The 18,834-nt window shown below is 56.8% G+C and carries 17 protein-coding genes and 1 other RNA gene; 14 read left to right on the forward strand and 4 right to left on the reverse strand.

The annotated features are described in order from the left end of the window. Positions 1 to 54: 54 nt before the first annotated feature. Positions 55 to 813, reverse strand: coding sequence for a TlyA family RNA methyltransferase (locus C9F12_RS00255; RefSeq protein WP_108447608.1), 759 nt, complete (start codon positions 811 to 813; stop codon positions 55 to 57). 1,057 nt (positions 814 to 1,870) lie between these two features. Between C9F12_RS00255 and C9F12_RS00260 the strand changes: the two genes are divergently transcribed. The 7 genes from C9F12_RS00260 (at position 1,871) to C9F12_RS00295 (ending at position 6,064) form a co-directional block, all read left to right on the forward strand. Then, complete coding sequence (locus tag C9F12_RS00260; protein ID WP_108447609.1) at positions 1,871 to 2,248, forward strand: DUF4440 domain-containing protein; 378 nt, start codon at positions 1,871 to 1,873, stop codon at positions 2,246 to 2,248. 158 nt (positions 2,249 to 2,406) lie between these two features. After that, positions 2,407 to 2,862 (forward strand): hypothetical protein, encoded by a 456-nt coding sequence (locus tag C9F12_RS22380; protein WP_162816342.1) that lies wholly within the window; start codon positions 2,407 to 2,409, stop codon positions 2,860 to 2,862. Positions 2,863 to 2,874: 12 nt separating this feature from the next. Then, positions 2,875 to 3,360 (forward strand): GNAT family N-acetyltransferase, encoded by a 486-nt coding sequence (locus C9F12_RS00270; protein ID WP_108447610.1) that lies wholly within the window; start codon positions 2,875 to 2,877, stop codon positions 3,358 to 3,360. Positions 3,361 to 3,422: 62 nt separating this feature from the next. After that, complete coding sequence (locus tag C9F12_RS00275) at positions 3,423 to 3,815, forward strand: GFA family protein (RefSeq protein ID WP_108447611.1); 393 nt, start codon at positions 3,423 to 3,425, stop codon at positions 3,813 to 3,815. A gap of 166 nt (positions 3,816 to 3,981) precedes the next feature. Beyond that, the gene (locus C9F12_RS00280) at positions 3,982 to 4,392 is read left to right on the forward strand and encodes a VOC family protein (RefSeq protein WP_108447612.1); all 411 of its coding nucleotides are present in this window, start codon (positions 3,982 to 3,984) and stop codon (positions 4,390 to 4,392) included. Positions 4,393 to 4,964: 572 nt separating this feature from the next. Continuing rightward, on the forward strand, positions 4,965 to 5,417 hold the full coding sequence (locus C9F12_RS00290) for a VOC family protein (RefSeq protein ID WP_240184118.1): 453 nt from the start codon (positions 4,965 to 4,967) through the stop codon (positions 5,415 to 5,417). An 83-nt stretch (positions 5,418 to 5,500) separates the two neighbouring features. Continuing rightward, positions 5,501 to 6,064, forward strand: a complete 564-nt coding sequence (locus tag C9F12_RS00295) for a GNAT family N-acetyltransferase (RefSeq protein ID WP_108447615.1) — start codon at positions 5,501 to 5,503, stop codon at positions 6,062 to 6,064. A 253-nt stretch (positions 6,065 to 6,317) separates the two neighbouring features. On the opposite strand, the gene C9F12_RS00300 is transcribed toward C9F12_RS00295, so the two are convergent. Continuing rightward, entirely contained in the window at positions 6,318 to 8,339 is a 2,022-nt protein-coding gene (locus tag C9F12_RS00300; RefSeq protein WP_045993196.1) for a hypothetical protein, read from the reverse strand. A 174-nt stretch (positions 8,340 to 8,513) separates the two neighbouring features. Continuing rightward, positions 8,514 to 9,737, reverse strand: coding sequence for a carboxylate--amine ligase (locus C9F12_RS00305; protein WP_045993197.1), 1,224 nt, complete (start codon positions 9,735 to 9,737; stop codon positions 8,514 to 8,516). Between the two features lie 324 nt (positions 9,738 to 10,061). On the opposite strand from C9F12_RS00305, the gene ffs reads away from it, so the two are divergent. The 5 genes from ffs to C9F12_RS22390 all read left to right on the forward strand — a co-directional run bounded on the left by ffs (position 10,062) and on the right by C9F12_RS22390 (position 13,326). After that, positions 10,062 to 10,158: signal recognition particle sRNA small type (gene ffs / locus C9F12_RS00310), an RNA gene on the forward strand. Between the two features lie 264 nt (positions 10,159 to 10,422). Further along, on the forward strand, positions 10,423 to 10,740 hold the full coding sequence (locus C9F12_RS00315; RefSeq protein ID WP_345840256.1) for a hypothetical protein: 318 nt from the start codon (positions 10,423 to 10,425) through the stop codon (positions 10,738 to 10,740). A gap of 246 nt (positions 10,741 to 10,986) precedes the next feature. Continuing rightward, on the forward strand, positions 10,987 to 12,108 hold the full coding sequence (locus C9F12_RS22385) for a PAAR domain-containing protein (protein ID WP_162816343.1): 1,122 nt from the start codon (positions 10,987 to 10,989) through the stop codon (positions 12,106 to 12,108). Between the two features lie 65 nt (positions 12,109 to 12,173). Then, positions 12,174 to 12,581 carry a hypothetical protein gene (locus C9F12_RS00325; protein ID WP_108447617.1) on the forward strand — a complete coding sequence of 136 codons (408 nt, stop codon included), beginning with the start codon at positions 12,174 to 12,176 and terminating at the stop codon, positions 12,579 to 12,581. 265 nt (positions 12,582 to 12,846) lie between these two features. Continuing rightward, positions 12,847 to 13,326, forward strand: a complete 480-nt coding sequence (locus tag C9F12_RS22390) for a hypothetical protein (protein ID WP_157033062.1) — start codon at positions 12,847 to 12,849, stop codon at positions 13,324 to 13,326. Between the two features lie 1,555 nt (positions 13,327 to 14,881). Here the strand turns inward: C9F12_RS22390 and C9F12_RS00335 are convergent. Next, on the reverse strand, positions 14,882 to 15,844 hold the full coding sequence (locus C9F12_RS00335) for a hypothetical protein (protein ID WP_108447619.1): 963 nt from the start codon (positions 15,842 to 15,844) through the stop codon (positions 14,882 to 14,884). Between the two features lie 221 nt (positions 15,845 to 16,065). Between C9F12_RS00335 and C9F12_RS00340 the strand changes: the two genes are divergently transcribed. Both C9F12_RS00340 and C9F12_RS00345 read left to right on the forward strand, forming a co-directional pair. Beyond that, on the forward strand, positions 16,066 to 17,091 hold the full coding sequence (locus tag C9F12_RS00340) for an aldo/keto reductase (RefSeq protein WP_108447620.1): 1,026 nt from the start codon (positions 16,066 to 16,068) through the stop codon (positions 17,089 to 17,091). A gap of 173 nt (positions 17,092 to 17,264) precedes the next feature. Then, positions 17,265 to 18,635, forward strand: a complete 1,371-nt coding sequence (locus tag C9F12_RS00345; RefSeq protein ID WP_108132613.1) for an NAD-dependent succinate-semialdehyde dehydrogenase — start codon at positions 17,265 to 17,267, stop codon at positions 18,633 to 18,635. The last annotated feature ends 199 nt before the right edge of the window (positions 18,636 to 18,834 follow it).

Consider the following 18,834-nt stretch of genomic DNA (forward strand, 5'->3'; position numbering starts at 1 on the left):
CGACCGAGCGCGGTCGCTGGCGAAAGGCTACATGGTCTGCTGTAAGGCTCGTTGCTAGCGCCGGCGGGCCTGTAGCAGAAACTCGCGGTTGCCATCGCCGCCGAGGATCGGACTTTCCTGCCAGTGCAGGATCTCGAAGCCGACCGAGGCGCAGCAGTCGCGGATGCGCTGCTCGACCTCGGCGTAGCGGCGGGGGTCGCTTACCACGCCTCGCTGATCCACCGCACCAGGCCCCAGCTCAAACTGGGGCTTCACCAGCGACAGCAGCAGGGCGTCCCGTGCCAGCAGCGTCGCCAGTTCCGGCAGGATCAGCGTCTGCGAGATAAAGGACACATCCATCACCGCCACCTCCGGCTGCCCTATCCGCTCCATCAGCGTCGCCAGTTCGCGGCTTTCACTCAGGTGGCGTGCGTTGAGCCCCTCCAGGCAACTGACGCGGGCGTCGCCCCGCAGGCTATCGTCGAGCTGTCCGTGGCCTACCTCGATGCCGATGACGTGGCGCGCACCGGCGGCCAGGGCGCAGTCGGTAAAGCCCCCGGTGGACTGGCCCACATCCAGTACCAGGCGGCCGTCCAGTGACAATTCCAGCGCCGAGAGCACCGCCTCCAGCTTGAGCCCGGCGCGGGAAACGTAGCGCTCCTCCGGGTCCTCGGCGACTACCAGAGCGAGGTCGTCGGGGCACTTCTCCCCGGGGCGTGTCAAAACCTTGCCGTCATCCCGGCGGGAGACACGGCCGTGGCGGATCAACCGCTGGGCGCGGGTGCGAGAGCGAACCAGGCCCTGGCTGACGAGGAGTTGGTCGAGACGTGGCATGGGGTGTTCCTGTGGCGCCTTGGTCGGGCTGTCTGGAGTTCAGGCAGAAAATGCCGGCGCATTATGCCACGGTGACGCTGCGTAGGGCGCGCACACCAGTCTCAAGCGCTATGAGCCGTCCACCACAGCCGTCCCCGCAGCTTTCCATCATATTCTGTCAGTTTCTACTCGCTAACCTGTTGTCCGCCTCTGGCTGGCACTCGTCTCCTTTCGACACCGACTAGTTTCGACACCGCCTAGGCTCTCACTACGTCGGGGACTAACCATTTTTAGCGCCACCTTCCGGTCGAAATGTCCAAGATCGCAGGCTATGCTGAAAATCAGCAAGTTTAATTAGGATCGCACAAGGCGACAGGTTCTGTGCGGAGTTGCGACAAGTGGCGGCGAGACAAGCAGTACGGCGAGGGAATGCTGTTCGAAAGGCATCATCGGGTGACAAGACAAAGCCATAACCTTGGCTTCTAGTACGTCATGTCACACCACGCGCAGCACCCAGTTCCAGCCTACGAAACTTGTGATATTTCCCCGCCAGAGAGTGATGACGTCGCCACCGTGATGTTCAGGGAAGGGACTTGCACGGATGGCATGTCCCCCCGGTAGGGTGCCCGAACGGTTTGTGTCGCCGCTCCCCACCGCTATCTCTCCGCCACCTGATCAATAACGATTGACTGCACTATGGGGAGGCCAGCAAGGGCCTCCTGACTGGTGCCGTAGTGCTCGCATCGAATCGTGGATCAAGTCTGTATATAAATACAGTTCATCAGTCTGCGCGCGGAACGCATGCATGGAATGACGAAAGTGAGTGCTCACTTTTTCGGCAGAGTCTCAAGATTCTGGCTTGAAAAGCAAGATGATAGAGAAAATGGCGATGCGATATTCTGCATGGTTACCGGGAAAAATGAGCATGCACACTTTTTGATTTCAAGACCTGATGGGTCCATAAATCGAACCGTGAGTTTTCAAGTGGATAAACAAAGATTTTGCGGGATCAGTCGCGGAAAATTCGAGCATGCATACGATTAAAAATGTTATATGCCTTTGAAGTTTTGGAGACCAAATGGATGTTCTCATTGCGCAAGAGATCGAGTTGCATCAATATGAAATACGTCAAAGTAAAACGGATATTGAGCGTCTAATCCATCCTAGTTTTGTGGAAGTCGGTAAATCAGGTGCGAGTTATGATTTCGACTCAATCATAGAAATGATGGAAGGTGAGGAATCCTCAAGCACTCGCATACATTCACAGAGGTATGAATGTATTCAGCTAGAACCTTCCGTCCTACTTCTGAGGTACGATTCAGCTCTGGTAAGTGAATTTGGCGAAGTTAGTGATTTTGCTAAACGTTGTTCAATTTGGGCATTTACCGGTACTTGCTGGCAACTCAAGTATCACCAAGGTACACCGTGCTCGCCGTTCGAGTTAGAATATAATTGAAGCTTAAGAGTACGGACATATAACAAAGCGTTCAAGAGGGACTCTCAACGCTTGGCGTTTTTAGGTTGTATCGGTTCTAGTGATTACGGCACAATGGTTTAGGTTGGGTGGTAGGCGTTGTTCACCCCTTAACGCGGCGTTAGAGTTTTAGGAGAGGCATGAGCATTCCCACTGATTTAGAGATTCTAAATACAGTTTATCGTTTATATTATTCAAGCTATGTTTCTTTCGAAGGTAGTGACGAGACTCGTGGTTCGAAAATCTATGTACCGGTGGATTGTAGGAAGATTGCTAACGAACTGAGAGTAGATGCCGATATCGTTTTTGGTCGGTTGTACTACCATTTAGATAAGAAGTACGGTTATAATCGAGAAGATGGGAGCAGTGTTCATCTTTTCGCTATTAAGGTCGGGAAAGATGCGAACTGTGTTAACTTCCCACTTATGAGTTCAGTATTGGCCGGACTTCGCCAGGAGCGAGGTAGATTTTGGATCGGGACTGTCATTGCCATACTTGCTTTGATCGTTTCATCCGTATCTTTAACCGTTTCAATCACACAGATGGAAAACTCTAACAAGTCAATGCAGACGACCGCTGAAGCGGCGTATGATTGAGGCGTTAGTCATATGGAAGCAACTCTGCGAATCCCACAGAAAACCGATTATGAGGCTATTGCTTCCTGGGTAGTCGATGAAAAGGCTTGTGCTCGCTGGGCTGGTCCATTGGTGCCGTTTCCGTTTGCGCCGGAGAGATTGCCTGAACTACTCAAGACGGAGGAATGCTTTAGCTACTGCTTGTCCACTAGCAACCGCAAGTGTATTGGTTTTGGTCAGTTTTGGGTGGCGGAGCAAGGTGCGGTGCACATAGGCAGAATAATTATTTCACCCGAAGCTCGGGGAATAGGTGCAGGTCGTCTACTGTGCGAGAAATTGATCGAAAAGGCGATTCGGTCAACTGGTGCCGCATACGTTACTCTTCGTGTATATCGGGATAACAATGCTGCGCGTTCTCTATACGAGAGCCTTGGCTTCTTGATTGTGGAATCAGAATCTACGGGCGACCTGTTGTTCATGCGTGCAGTGACTAACAAGACACGGAAGGTGGACGCGTGAGACGCGCCGCTTCGTTTTTGCGTTAGGCCGCACGGATGCGTACTGCTCGCTGGAGGCAATGAATGACCACATACAACGGTGGTTGTCTATGTGGTGCCATTCGAATTACGGCATCAGGCCCGCCCTATCGGGTCGGCCTGTGCCATTGTCTTGACTGCCGCAAGCACCATGGTGCCCTCTTTCACGCTTCGGCCGTTTTTCCCAGAGACGCAGTCATGATCGATGGCGAGACAAGAAGCTATGAGGAGCGTCATTTCTGCCCACAATGTGGCTCATCGGTCTATTCGTGCAGCGCAGATGAAATCGAGGTCAATCTAGGTTCGCTGGACTTTCCAGATCAACTAACCCCGACCTACGAACTCTGGACGAGCCGTCGAGAGTCTTGGTTGCCGGCGTTTCCATCTGTCCGGCACTACACCCAAGATCGTGACCCCACGAGCCGTGTTGAAGAATAGGCCGCCGATGAATCGTCGCGCTTCTTTTCACAATCATCAAAGGTTGAGCCAGTGTGGCCTAACCAGTTGCTGCAGGGGACGTTTGACCCGGCACCCGCTTTGCTATCGCAAAGCGCAAATGCCCCTGAGTTCATGTGTTAGGCTCCATGAGCCACGGAGGAATTGAGTGGAAATCAAGTGTATTGCAGGCTTTGCATCAATTACCAAAGACCCTGCGGCAAGTTCGTCCTTGTATGAGGATGCGCTAGGTCTGCCGCTAGAAAAGATGGACGATTATCGCTTCATGGATAAATTCCCAGGAGCGAATCATTTCGGGGTATGGCCCCTCGCTATGGCGGCCAAATCTTGTTTTGGGCAGGAGGAATGGCCTGACCATGTTCTTGAGCCGACAGCTACAATTGAATTTGAGTTGGCGAACGCAGCTGCAGTGGAAGCGGCAGTGAAAGAATTGAAGGAAAGGGGGCAGGAGTTCGTTCATGAATCCCGGACTGAACCCTGGGGGCAGACAGTTGCAAGGTTTATGAGCCCCGAGGGAGTGTTGGTAGGTCTGAGTTATGCGCCATGGCTTCATGAATAAGAGCCTAACCATAGCATCAACGCGGACTGGCTTTTCCGCTGACGCTGAAAAGCCAACCGGTTACGCTGGGCGTTATGCAGAAGGAGAGTGACAATGCAGTGTCCAAAGTGTGGATCTTTAAAGATTGACAAGCGGAATTATGGAAAGCGAGCCGGCGCTACCATCGGGGGGATGGGTGGAGCAGCCGGTGGGGCGGCAACCGCCGTTGCTGGCGCTGCTGCAGGAGGAAAGGCAGGTGCGGCAGTTGGCGTGATTGCTGGCCCTCTTGGTGCGGCAGCGGGAGCCTCGATTGGAACAGTGGCGGGAGCTATCGCGGGTGCCTTGGCAGGAGGCACAGTAGGTGCCACGGCTGGAGCGATGACGGGCAGGGCAGTAGACGAGAATATTCTCGATAATTTTAAGTGTTTGAGCTGCGAGCACGCATTTAATGAGGCTTAGTTGCGGTGTGACAAGTGGCTGAAGCCGCAAGAAGGTTGAGCACTTCCCATTCCTTCCATGTTGTGGTCGACATGTCGGTTATCTTTTCGATATGGAGTAAACTCGCCTAACCACCGCGTGAACGCGGGCAAGCTTTGTCGCTGCGCTCCATATTTCGCCGGTACGCTAAACGTCAAGCAGTAGGGGGAATTGTGTACGCAAATGTGTCCGGTTACGGAATCATCCTGAACTCCGAAAACTATTCGGATAGCGTTGCTTTTTATCGCGACCTATTTGGTCTTCCTCTGCTGTTCGAAAAAAATGATGATGGCTTTAAACTAGCCTGTTTCGAGTATGGAAGCGGTTACCTGATGGTTGAACAGGGGGGCAAGGCGAAGAAGGGAATCAAGTCGCCAAAAGAGTGCAGTTTCAAGTTGCGGTTCAACGTTGATGACCTGGAAGATGCGCTGAGGGAAATTAGGTCATTGGGCATCGAAGCTTCTATTACCGAGAGTGCATGGGGAAGAACCATCAATATCAGTGATCCTGATGGCAACCGAGTTGGAGTTCGGGATGAGTCCGGCTTTGTGCAACAGATCACTGCATAACGAATCGCGTCAGTACGGGGCCATTGGCTGCCACTGAAGTGGCGTCGCTTTGCTCAGCGTTATACGCAAAAGTGGAGAGGTGAATGTCGAAAGAGTTATTTTTTCCAGTTGTGGAAACTGAACGATTGGTACTTAGGCCTATAGCAATTGAGGACGCGGACAGCCTGCTGGGAATTTTCTCTGATCCTGAGGTCATGCGGTATTGGAATACTGCGCCTTGGGAAACCCTTCAGGACGCCATTGACTTCATCAATGCGAGTAATGATGCGATGCGACGTCAAACATCGCTCGTACTTGGCGTATATCTGAAGTCTACGGGTGAGCTGGCTGGTAAATGTATGTTGTTCAGCTATGACACGGAATCTAGGCGTGCCGAGATCGGATTTGGGTTGGGTCGCTCTGCTTGGGGAAGGGGTTACATTGGTGAGGCAGGCGAGGCATTGATTCAGTATGGTTTCAATTCATTGGGGCTACGGCGAATTGAGGCAGAGATCGACCCGGACAACCAGTCCTCTGCAAAAGCGCTAGAGAGACTCGGGTTTTCCCGAGAAGGCTTGTTGAGACAGCGTTGGGAAGTCAACGGCATTGTCTCTGACTCGGCGATGTATGGTCGACTGGCAAGCGACCCATCAGCAATGGCTAGCTGAGAATTGCACGTGGCAAGCGCATGATGGCGACGTTAATGAGCTAGACGACCTTGAATCCAGACATTCATGCACCGGCAGGCCCGGCAAGCCGAGTCGGGTGGCGGCGAGGGTAGCAGGTCCTCTGACACCGTGTGTTCGGTGTCTGTTGTGTCTGGACGACGATTCAAAAAGGTTTACACAGGTAGAAGGAAGGGCACTGGCCCGGACTTGGCGGAAGGAAGCACTCTTCCGCCAAGTCCGGGCCAGTGGCGTTTTAGACGCCCTCGTCGGCCTGTAGGCCACCTGCCGGGATGCGGTCGGCGCCCCAGCTTTCCTGAATCATGGCGACGACGCGGTCGAGTTCCTGCTGGTCGACCTGGGCCAGTTCGCCGTGCTCCAGTGGGTCGTAGTGGTAGATGTACAGACGCGAGGCGAACTGCTCGAAGGGCAGAGAGGCCTCGCCAAAGCGTTCTCCATGGCTGGAGGTGCTGACCTTTACGCCCATGCCCCAGTCCTGGCCGCTATCGTTGTTGGGGTTGAAGAAGTAGATGCGCATCTGTCCCGACGGATCCAGCGAGGCCCGCAACACGGTGATGGCATGCCAGCCGATGAAGCGCCCGGCGCTGTCGGTGACGGCGATGCCGGCGGGCTGGGGGTGAATCAGCGGCTGGTTACCGTTGTAGTAGGGGTGGTAGCTCGCATAGAAATGGCGCAGGAAGGTGTCCAGGTCGGTGAGCTGGCCGGTGGCCACGTCGACATTGATACGAAACCCGCGTCCTGCCCACCAGCCATGGAACTCCGGGTTGACCCAGCGGTGGGGATCACCCTCGCGGCCCAGGCAGCGACGCCCCATCTCGGCGTAGATACGGTCCAGGTGCGGCACCACCAGCAGCGACACTGGATCAAGGTCCAGCGGCAGGGTCTGGGCGACGCCGGAGATGCTCTCCTGAGACGAGATCGGCTGGCCTTCGAAGTGCATCAGGATCTCATCGTCGCGGGCGGCCCAGGCTACCATCTGCAACAGATAGTCCGGGTCGTTGTAGGCCCACATGGAGAGCGCCCGTGCCGACTGGCAGGTCGGATTGTTGCCCTGGCCGACCCCCAATGGAAGGCCCAGCATGCACAGCACTCCTTCCATCAGGCGGGCCCGGTAGGACACGCCATCACCGAAGGCGGCGTGGAGTCGCGCCTCGGACCAGTCGGATAGCTTGAGGCCAAGCTGCCGCCACAGTGCCGGCGCCACCGGTGGCTGGTAAAGGATGCCACGTTCCAGGGTCAGTGCCAGCCCATAGACGGCCTGGGCGGTCTCTGGATAGATGGCGGTGCGCACCATGGTGTGGACCAGATCGCAGTAGCACAGCAGGCAATCGCGGCCGGTGGACGAAAGCCCCAGCGCCTCGGACAGCAGGTTGTCACCAAAGTCGAGCAGGTGGCGCAGCAGCACCGGGTGATAGGGCGAGACCAGGCCGGTGTCGTGCATCGCCCTGGCAAAACCGCTGGCTTCGTACTGCAGGCCTCTCGCGTCCATGCTGGCTAGTCGTTCGCGGTAGACTTCGATGCCGGGGTCCTCACGGCAGCCCTGGGTCGGGCCAAACAGCGAGCTGACGAGGCGGTCCGCGCCCTGGCCACTGGCGCCCAGGTCGATCTCGGGGTTGGCCTGACACAGGGCGATCTGGGTGATCATCTGCTTGACCGGATCGACCTGGATCGGGCGCTGCTGCAGGATCCGCCAGATCTCGCTGATCAGCTCGTCGATGACGTGTTCGTAGCCGATGCGCTCGGCCAGGTACTGAAACAGCTGGCGGGGAATCTCGGCCAGACGGCCCTGGGTCTCACGCTCTGCCTCCGACGGGGCGGAAAACAGCAGCGGCAGATTGATCGCCATGACCTGGGTGAGGTAGTGGTGGGCCCCCTCATCGGAAATGAGGTGGTGGCGATAGCGTCCCTTGGCGACTGCCAGCATGCGCAACTCGCTCAAGGCCTCGATGACCACCAGCGAACTGTCGGCGCTCTTGAGCGACTGGGTGGTCAGGGAGGGGATCAGAATATGCGGGCTGGCCCAGTCCGATCCCAGAAACAGGCCTGCCTGTTCGAGGGTTTCGGCGCGCTGCTCGATTTCCGCGCAGCCTCCTGGCTGCATCAGCACACGGCGGCAGGTATCGATGACCCGAGGCAGCTTGGCCGGTTTGGCGAACTCCCGGGACTCGCCAAGGCTGGCGATCGCATCGTCCAGCTTGGTCAGCAGGCCCCGAAGCTTGTCGTTATCCGCGGGGGATGGAGTGTCTGGGTTGGTCACACCGGCTCCTTGTCGTCCTGAAGTTGGCTCCCGGAGGAGTTCCGGCAGCAGTCCCTACATCAGGGGGTCGAGTCGTGTCACGTCGAGCGGACGACGCCAGTATACGCATGCTCGGGCGGCGGCGTCGCCAATCCGGCGGCGCTGCCCCGACGGGGCAGCGCTTAACAGGCAGGCCTAGATGTAGTAGTCCTCGTCTTCCTGTGCCTTCAACAGGTCGCGCAAGGTATGGGCGTCGTCGCCCTTGAAGTAGACCAGGCCCCAGTGGGTACCGAAGGCGGTACGCTTGGTGACGGTCTCTTCCAGCGGCGCGGTCAGCTCGTGTGACTCGAAGTAGGGGTGGTCTTCCACCGACTCCGGGATTTCCAGGCGGCTGACCACACGGCGGCGCGGATAGACCCCGAAACAGCCGGCGAAGCCGTTGGCGTCGACCACTTCGCGCGGGAAGAACTCGGCGACTTCCTCGGGCGTGGTCTTGGGGTCGAACACCAGCATGCTGGCCTGGTAGGCGTTGAAGCCATAGACCCGCTCGAGCAGCTCGAACACCTTGAAGCCGGGCGGACGATAGGCCACTTCGCCGAAGTACATCTCGCCATCGCTGGTGACGAAGTACTCGGGGTGGATCAGGCCGAAATCGATGTCGAAGGCCTTGATCAGCTTCTCGATCTGCACGCGGATCTGCTCGCGGTAGCGCTCAAGCTCCGGCGAGGCCGGCACGAACACCGAATAACCCAGGGTCACGTACTCGGAGATGTTGAGAAAGGCGATCTTGCCATCATGGATCCAGGCCTCCACCGCGAACTCCCAGCCATCCAGGTGGGATTCCATCAGCACCGGAAATTCCTCTTCCGGGATGGTGTCGACCTCGTCGGGTGTACGGATCACCCGGTGGCCAAGGCAGCCAGCCTTGTCGAAGGCCTTGAGGTGGATCGGGTCGTTTGGGTCACCGTCGAGCTTGAGCAGGGTCTGGTTGACCCGCTTGAGGAAGCGGATGACGTCCTGGTGGTCGTGGGCTTCCTCGAAGATGCCGACGCGAATACCGCCGAGCTGCGCACGCCGCTTCATCAGGGCCTTGTCACGCAGCAGCAGCGACTGGCCGTAGAGGCGCGGATTGTCGAGTAGCACTGAGTTGATCGCTCCGGCCCACTCCACGGTTTCCTCGAATAGTGGAATGGACACGTCCACGCCCATGTCGCGCAGGGTCTCGGCGATTTCCAGCGAGCGGTCGTTGAGCCGTTCGAAGTTCCAGGAGACGTAGGGGATATCGTGCTGCTTGCAGTAGTCCTCGGCCCAGTCCGGGGCCACCACAACGTAGCGACGGTCGAAATTCTCGGCGGCCTCGATGGCGTTCAGGCTCCAGCCGAGTAGTGCGATGTAGCCTTTGTTGGGATCCTTGTTCATGCAGCGCCTCCTTGGAATGGGCGTTGGTGGGCGTAATGGTGCTGGTTGTTCGTGGTCGTCATCCTCAAAAAGTGACGCCTGGTGAGTATGAGCTCCCAGGCGTTAAGGTGCTTCCACCATACAGCTTCAGTGTAGAAGTCTCACATTTCGAGCGCTGCATGACTGTTGAGGCAAAGTCTACTGGGTTTACCCTTGTGGCCCGGGCATGACCTTGGTATAGTGCCCGCGTCCTGAGCAAGAGGCTGATTTTTCAGGCCTTGCCCGGTGACGTTTTCAGGCAGTCGACACTTCCTTGTTGTCGAGCTCGCCTCGCTGTGGTGGCCCTGTCGGTCCTCCCGCAACGCTAGACCGCAAACCCCGCCAGGCCCGGAAGGGAGCAACGGTAGTGGTGGACGCGTGTGCCGGGATGTGGCTGTCGGGGCCGCCTCCATTTCAGGCCATGCCTTTGATCCTGCAGGACCTTCTGCCTCATTGATCCCGCTGTTACACAACAGTGGTGCAAAGAGGCGGTACAAAGATGCCTGGATCAGAGCGTCCCGTGGCCCGCAACACCCTCCCTTCGTGCAATAGCTGCACACCCTCCAAGCGTTCCAGCGCCAGGCCTCCCAGCGCTCCCTATCTGTTCAGATCCCGTCACGGCATCCGGTACTTTCGCGTTGTTGTGCCGTAAAGGGCGCGGCAAGCCATAGGCAAGACCGAGATACGCCGTTCGCTAAGGACTCGCTGTCGTCGAGAAGCAATGGTCGCCGCGGCTGCACTACTGCTGGAGAGCCATGAACTGCTGACCCGGCACGCAGCCAACGAGGGCGATGACAAGGCTTGTGGTGGCGTGGTGCCTCTGGCGGCAATGACCAAGCCGACACCGATTCGCAGCGCAGGACCAGCAGAGCCAGTCGATCCGGGCTTATCAGAGCTTCTCGAGAGTTACCGCCGGCATCAGCAACGAGAAGGCGTCAGCTTCAAGACGCTGGAGGTGTTGTCCGGCTATTCAATGGGACCTTAAGTGGGACTGATCAGAGTCTAGCGCCTGATCGGATAACCAGGGGCCGCGTCGTCGTATGGCGGGTATAAACTGCAGGCACTTGACGAAGGTAATAAATGCAAGATGTCGGCGTGATTGGGACGTTCGCTTTTTCTTTAATTTAGGAACGTTTCTGCAGGTTGGTTCTGCATAAAACCAGCCATCTTGTTGCGGCTGCCGGCTGTACTATGATCCCTTGTCTGAGCGATGGCGCAGGGAGCGCTGCATATGTTCAATCCAGGGGATGGGGCAATTTTCGTTGGAGACTACAGCTCGCACGGTGGAAGAGTGGTCTCCGGTCAAGCGAATTACATTGTCCACGGGAAGCAGGTTGCTGTTGTTGGTGATATGGTCGCATGCCCGGTCAAGGGGCATGGTGTCTGCCCTATTGTCGAGGGGCACCCTACCATCACGGTCAATGGTAAATCTGTTGCCTTTGATGGCTGTCACACGGCCTGTGGGGCGACCCTGATTTCTTCCATGAATGGCGTGCATGCACTGGGGGATGATCGTCAGCCTTCCGCACAAGCCCATTACGACTCAGTGGTGTCACAACGACGACAGTACCCTGGTGCTGGAATCCGGCAGTCCTTCGCCAATACGGAACCGGCTGAGGCTCCCTGTAACCATCCTGACCAAGCACTGGACCTGGCTGCGTACATCGTAGACGAGATTCAGCGAAATACCGTGTCCCGGCCAGGCCGGATGATGTCAATCTGGAACGGGCAGAGCAGAGTGCTTTTCGTTGAAGGGTTCACCAAAGAGCTGAATGGCATGAGCGGCGAGTATCCCTCGCTGGCGAATATCCGTAACTTCCTGATGCCAAAAGTTCCTAGTAGGGCATTCGCTCTTGCCCTGTGGACGTTGATGGTGAGGGAAAGGGCTGATTGGGATCATAAAAGCAGGATCAGCAATAATGAAGATGGTGATTTCTCATCACTCGGTAAGTCCTCCTACCGATGGCACCACAAATACGGTGAATATGAGTGCTACTACGATATCTGGGCGAATATCCACTACGGCTACGTCAGCCTGTACTGTGGCTTTTCTGAAGGGCTGATGCTGGAAGGTGCAGGACTTGAGCAGGTGGGCTCCGACACTCTGCATGATGACCAGGACGTCACTTATAGATCGGAGATTCCTGGTTGGTGGCTCAGTCTGCGTAAGTTTGACGATGTGACAGATAACCTCTCAGTACGTTTAGGGTTCGAGCTATACCATGAATATCCTGAACCTTCCTCACTCACGGCTGACATCGTGATGCAGAAAGTAACCTCAGCGCCTTACCCAATAAGGGTGGCTTCAAAAGTACGTCACGACTGTGCATTAGCCAGAAGCCGGAGAATATAAACAATGAAAAAGAGAGTCGTCGGGGGTGTCGTACTGCTGCTTGTTAGTAGCCTGTTGGTGTATCTATGGCCAAGCCCCCCCCCGATGACGTCTTGGCTAAGATGGAAGGGATACTGGTTAAATTGGAAGAGATGTATGAAGGTGAGATGATCTTGATACGGTCGTATAATGCGGAACCTGATGGCCTTGATAGTGAAAGGATTAAATGGATTCGGAGAGAAATGCGGGAGGCGGGGTTAGGTATCGTATCACTTAGTTGTTCTGAACATAGTTGCCTATCAGTTTATGATATTGACAGGGGTTTTATTATCTTTGGTGACTATATTTATTACAAATATGATTCTGATAGCATGACCGAAGAAATAATAGTGGATAGCGTGGAGAAGGCGATAGAGGAAAACACTGAGGTTCATTACGCCTTCTGCGAGAGAACCCAAGTCGAACACTGGTTCTACTGTGAGAACAATCATTGATTGTAGGGATGTAACAAGACAAGGAAGCAACTGATATATTGACAGCACTCACCTACGACATCGAGGACATGCCCTCCTTCAAGAAGACATTGAGCAAGTGGCAGAGCCATAAAGTCAAGTATTACACCCAAAGAGTTGATCTTACCCAGCATTGGTATCCACCAATGCTGGGTAAGATCAAGTAGCCTCAGCGCCTTGTCCAACCAGGGTGGGTTCAAAAGTACGTCACGACTGTGCATTAGCCAGAAGCCGGAGAATATAAACAATGAAGAAGAGAGTCATCGGGGGTGTTGCATTACTGCTTGTTAGTAGCCTGTTAGTGCATCTATGGCCAAGACAACCTCCCGATGACGTCTTGGACAGGATGCAGGGGATACTTGGTAAGCTTGAGGAGATGTATGAAGGTGAGACAATTTTTATATGGCCATATACTGCAGAACCCGATGGTCTTGATAGCGAAAGAGTGAAGTGGATTCAAAGAGAAATGCGGAGATCGTGGCTTGCTCGCGTATCATTAAGTTGCTATAGGAGTAGTTGCCTATCAGTCCATTATGTTGGCAATGGATTTGTTGGTTTTGGGAACTCAAAGTATTATAAATATGTTCCCGATGACCTGCTGTACCTGATTGAAGAAGTAATGGTAGAGAGCGTTGAGAAGGCAATAGAAGAGAACACCGAAATTATTTACGGCTTCTGCGAGATAACCGAAGTCGAACACTGGTTCTACTGTGAGAACAATCATTGATTGTAGGGATGTAACAAGACAAGGAAACACCTAATATATTGACAGCACTCACCTACGACATCGAGGACATGCTCTCGCTCAAGAAGGTATTGAGCAAGTGGAAGATCCATAAGATCAGGTATCACACCCAAATAGCTGATCTTACCCAGCTTTGGTGTCCACCAAAGCTGGGTAAGGTCAAGTAGCCTCAGCGCCTTATCCAATCAGGGTGGCTTCAAAAGTGCGTCACGACTGTGCATGAGCCAGAAGCCGGAGAATATAAACAATGAGAAAGAGAGTCATCGGGGGTGTCGTACTGCTGCTTGTTAGTAGTCTGTTGGCGTATCTATGGCCAAGACAACCCCCCGATGACGTCTTGGTTAGGATGCAGGAAATATTAAGCGAACTTGAAGAGATTTATGATGGCCGATACATACGGGTCATGCCATTTTTCACTAAACCTAATAATGGTCTTAATGGTGAAAAGGTCAAGTTGATTCGCAGAAAATTACGTGAAGCTGGGATTAACAGTGCATCATTAAGTTGCTCAGAACGCAGGTGTTTATCAATATACTCGATTAACAGAAGTTTTAATGTTTTCCTAAACTATAGGTATTACGTCTATGACTCAGGCGACCTGCTTGAAGAGGTAATAGTAGATAACGTCGAGAAGGCGATTGAGGAAAACACTAAGGTTCATTACGCCTTCTGTGAGAGAGCTGAAGTCGAACACTGGTTCTACTGTGAGAACAATCACTGATTGTGCCGATGTAACAAGACAAGGAAACAACTGATATATTGACAGCACTCACCTACGATATCGAGGACATGCCCTCCCTCAAGAAGACATTGGGCAAGTGAAAAATCAGCAACATCAAGTACTGCACACAAGTAGTACAGTCGAACATACCATGATCTTCCAAGGTCGTGACCCTATACGTCAACGTAGTTGTCTGTGGCGACCATCTCGCCTGTCCCTGGTTCCCTTCCCGTCTTGGGTGGTCGGGGAGGTGATCTATCTTGTCTTTGATCTGGTGAAAGAGTTTTGGCGTCGCCTCGGGGTTGTCCCTGAAGATATATTCAACAATCCAGGATGCGTCTTCACGCGCCAAGACTGACTACTCAATCTTCACCATTGCGCTTGCTCTGTATCATGGCCTGGATATGGCTCATTTCATCATCGTGTGGGACGCCTTGGCGTGTATCAGCCGGCGCTTGATTGCCTTTGCAATACTTCGCCCAGCATGGTCTCGAACACCCGTGGCTCAAGTGTCTCATTGGCTGATATGGAAGGCACCGTGACGCTTCGCCTGAGCGGGAATGAGGCAATCAGGTTCTGTTGGGGGGCGAGGATGTCAGACCTGGGAGCGGAGGAGTAGGGGGCTATCGCAAGATAGACCGGGATCCAAGGGTGGTTGGCCGCAGCAACGGCGGCAAGCAGTGTGTCGTCCGTCAGATGCGCCGCCTGCGCTGCGATACCAGGAACTTCCTGTTTACACAGCGGAGCGCCTTGCTCGGCGCCCCTACCTGTCTTTCTCGTCTCGGCTCTTCCTCGCCCAGGCGGATACTGCCTTGCCTAGCGGATCTCGCGATCCAGGGCAAAGTAGTCATCGGACTTGAGTTTGGCGATTTCCGCCGAGAGGGTGGATTCTTCGTTGCGCGACAGCAGCACGCTGGCGACGGCGCTCAGCGAACACAGCACCTCCTTGCATTCGGTGCGGGTGCGCTGGATCGACTGGCGTGCCAGCAGCAGGCACATGGCCTGAGCGCGGGCAGGGCGCTTGATCAGGGTGCCGTAAAGGTTACCGATGACCACGCCGCTCAGCTCCTGGTCCTGGATCTCCCGATTGTCGTACTCACGGTAGAAGGCCTCTTCCTGACCGTCGGGGATGAAGTAGTGGATGAACTCCTTGTAGTCGGGGTCGTAGGCGATGCTACTGACGGCGTTGACCAGCTTCTTTTTCAGGGTGGCGTGCTCGGGATCCTGCTCGTCGACCTTGGAGAGCCGGCCGGCAATCTTGACCGCGCCTTCGAGCTCACGCAGCAGGTGGGCGTAGCCTGAGTTGATCTCGTCATGGCAGCGGGCGATATCATCGAAGTCGCTCTTGATGCTGGCGACCATGCCGTCGCCTTCGGGCAGGCTGCCGAGGACAGGGAACAGCAGGTACTTGTGGACGTGGCAGCTCTCGTAGTAGCGCGAGACCTCGTCCTTGAACGCCTGCAGGTATTCGCCGACCTCTTCCAGGTAGTCGTCGTTCTGCTCGATATGCCGCTGGACCGCATCCACACCATCCTGTTTCCACAGCCGGTTGAGGCGTCGTTCGATCTTGCCGGCGTTGGTGATCATGCTGTTGAAGTCTTTTGACAGCTGTATGGTGGTTTCCTGGACCTTGGTCACGGCGATGGCGCGGGCCTGGTCATTGATGCCGACCTCGCGAGCCATGCGCCGCTGACGGTGATTGTCCAGCGTCCAGGACACGAAGGCACCGAGGATCGCCAGACTGGTGGCGATGTCCACGCCAATCGATAGGTTGTCCACTGCGTTGTCTATCCTTTTTAGGGGTTATCGTTATGTGCTGGGAATCGCTTCCGGGGTTACCAGAAGCGATGGCCGTCTCGCGGGCATACTGGTGTAGCCTTAAACAGGTATGCTGAATCGGGCTAATACGATAGTAGTGGTTGTCGATGACGCTTAGAAGCGGAAATCCCGTCGTTTCGATGTGGGTTGTCAGTTTTTTATCAACATGATCGGGAGATTGCATGTCAGACGTCCTTCGTCGGCTCGAGCGGTTGCGGGCGCCAGCCATCGGCCTTGGCTGCATGAACGTGTCCCACGCCTATGGCAGTCCGTTGCCGGAAGCCGAGGCGGTCAGGGTGTTGCAGCACGCTTTCGAGGTGGGCTACCGCCACTTCGATACCGCCACTCTCTACGGCAAGACGGCCAATGAGCGAGTCGTGGGGCAAGCGCTTGCCGGTCGCCGTGAAGAGGTCTTCCTGGCCAGCAAGTGTGGCATGGCCTTCGACCCGGAGATCGGTGCCAAGCGCATCGACGGGCGGCCTGAGACGCTGCGCCGCCAATGCGAGCAAAGCCTTTCGCGACTGAAGACCGATCATCTGGATCTCTACTACCTGCATCGACGGGATCGTCAGGTGCCGATCGAGGAGAGCGTGGGAGAACTTGGACGACTCGAGCAGGAAGGCAAGATCGGCGGGGTCGGGCTGTCCGAGGTGTCGGCGGCGACGCTCAGGCAGGCCCGGCAGGAGCATCCCATCGCGGCGGTGCAGTCGGAGTACTCGGTGTGGACGCGCAACCCCGAGATCGCGCTGCTCGACGCCTGCCGTGAGTCGAATACCGTGCTGGTGGCGTTCAGCCCGCTGGGGCGCGCCTTTCTGACCGGTACCCTGCGTGACCCCGCCAGGCTCGACGAGGCCGACATGCGCCGAGGCATGCCGCGCTTTAGTGCCGACAACTACCCGCGCAATCTCGCCCTGCTGGCCGAGTTCGAGGCGCTGGCGCACCAGCGCGAGTGCACCCCCGCCCAGTTGGCGCTGGCCTGGCTGAGAGGGCAGGGGGCGGACGTGATACCGATCCCCGGATCGCGTACCGCTGCCCACCAGGAAGAGAACCTGGCTGCCGAGGCGCTGACGCTGGATGCTGGCACGCTTGCGCTGATCAACGCCATGATGACGCCGGATCAGGTGGTCGGTGCGCGTTACAGCGAGGCCCAGCAGGCGGATATCGATACCGAGGAGTTTGCAACGGCGCGTGGCGACGGGGATCACTGAAGCGTCGACAGTCCTCGGGAGGAGAAATTTGTTCGGCAGCCACGCCGAACTCTGGTCGAATCCTCCTGTCCACCGTGGCGGGCCGGCGCTATGCTGTTTAGCCCCCTGAATCTGCCGAGAGCCTTCGCCATGCGAAGGCTGGTCGCACAGCCATGCCGCAAGGAGAGACAGCCATGAGCCATTACAAGGTTACCAACCCGGCGACCGGAGAGGTCGAAGCCACCTACCCCGACGCCAGCGACGGCGAGATTCTGAAGGCCGTGGAGTCGGCGCATCAGGCGTATCTGGCCTGGCGTGACGTTACCCCCGCCGAGCGTGCGGCGCTGCTGCACCGGGTCGCCGACCTGCACGAACAGCGTCGTGACCAGCTCGCCGATATCATCGTGCGCGAGATGGGCAAGCCGAAGTCCCAGGCCCTGGGCGAAATGTCGGTGGTGGTGGACATCTACCGCTACTACGCCGACAACGGCCCGGCCTGGCTGGAGCCGGAGCCCATCGTCACCGGCGGCGCCAAGGCCGAGGTGCGCAAGCAGGGACTCGGGGTGCTGCTGGGCATCATGCCCTGGAACTTCCCCTACTATCAGGTGGCGCGCTTTGCCGGGCCCAATGTGCTCAACGGCAACACCATCCTGCTCAAGCACGCCCCCCAGTGCCCGGAATCGGCCAAGGCCATCGAGGACATCTTCACCGAGGCGGGGGCGCCCAAGGGGCTTTACACCAACCTCTACGCCAGCAACGAGCAGGTGGGCGAGCTGATCGCCGACCCACGGGTGCAGGGCGTGTCGCTGACCGGTTCAGAGCGTGCTGGCGCGGCGGTGGCCGAGCAGGCCGGTCGCCAGCTCAAGAAGGTGGTGCTGGAGCTGGGGGGCTCCGATCCCTTCCTGGTGCTGCCCGACGCCGATCTGGAACAGGCGGTCAAGCAGGCGGTGCAGGGACGTTTCGGCAACTGCGGTCAGGCCTGCAACGCGGCCAAGCGGATCATTGTCGACGACGCCGTCTACGATGACTTCCTGGCGGCCTTCCGCGAGGCGGTGGAGCAGATCAAGGTCGGTGATCCCATGGCGGACGATACCGTGATGGGACCGATGTCCTCGGAGCAGGCGCTGACCAACCTGGATGCTCAGGTCCAGGACGCGATCCGCCAGGGCGCGACCCTGGTCACCGGCGGCAAGCGCCTGGATCGCGCGGGCGCCTGGTACGCCCCGACTCTGCTGACCGGCGTGACCCGCGACATGCGCATCTTCCAGGAGGAGCTGTTCGGACCGGTGGCCGTGGTCTACCGCGCCGCCGATCTGGAGGACGCGATCGACCTGGCCAACGACACGCCCTATGGCCTGGGTGCAGTGATCCAGACCTCCAACCCGGAGGGAGCGCTCGAGCTGGCCAATCGTCTCGAGGTGGGCATGGTCCACATCAACGAGCCGCCCGGCAGTGAAGCCGAGCTGCCCTTCGGTGGCGTCAAGCGCTCCGGCTTCGGCCGCGAGCTTGGCAAGGATGGCATGGATGAGTTCGTCAACCGCCAGATGGTGAAGATGGCACGCTGACCCCGGGCCGACATTTGAGCCGACAGCGGGGTGCGCCGCTGAACCAGGACCCGCCAAGTTCGCTTGGCGGGTTCTTGCGTTCAGGAGGGCTCGATCCGCGAGGATAAATCAGGATGCCAAGGCTAGTGCCAGTGTCTATGGTGACGCCATGGGCCCTTGTCCGCGGTTGAATCGAGACGGCGGCTCGTATCCAGGGAAC

The organism is Halomonas sp. BN3-1, assembly GCF_003056325.1.
In the GTDB taxonomy this organism is placed as follows: Bacteria; Pseudomonadota; Gammaproteobacteria; order Pseudomonadales; family Halomonadaceae; genus Halomonas; species Halomonas litopenaei.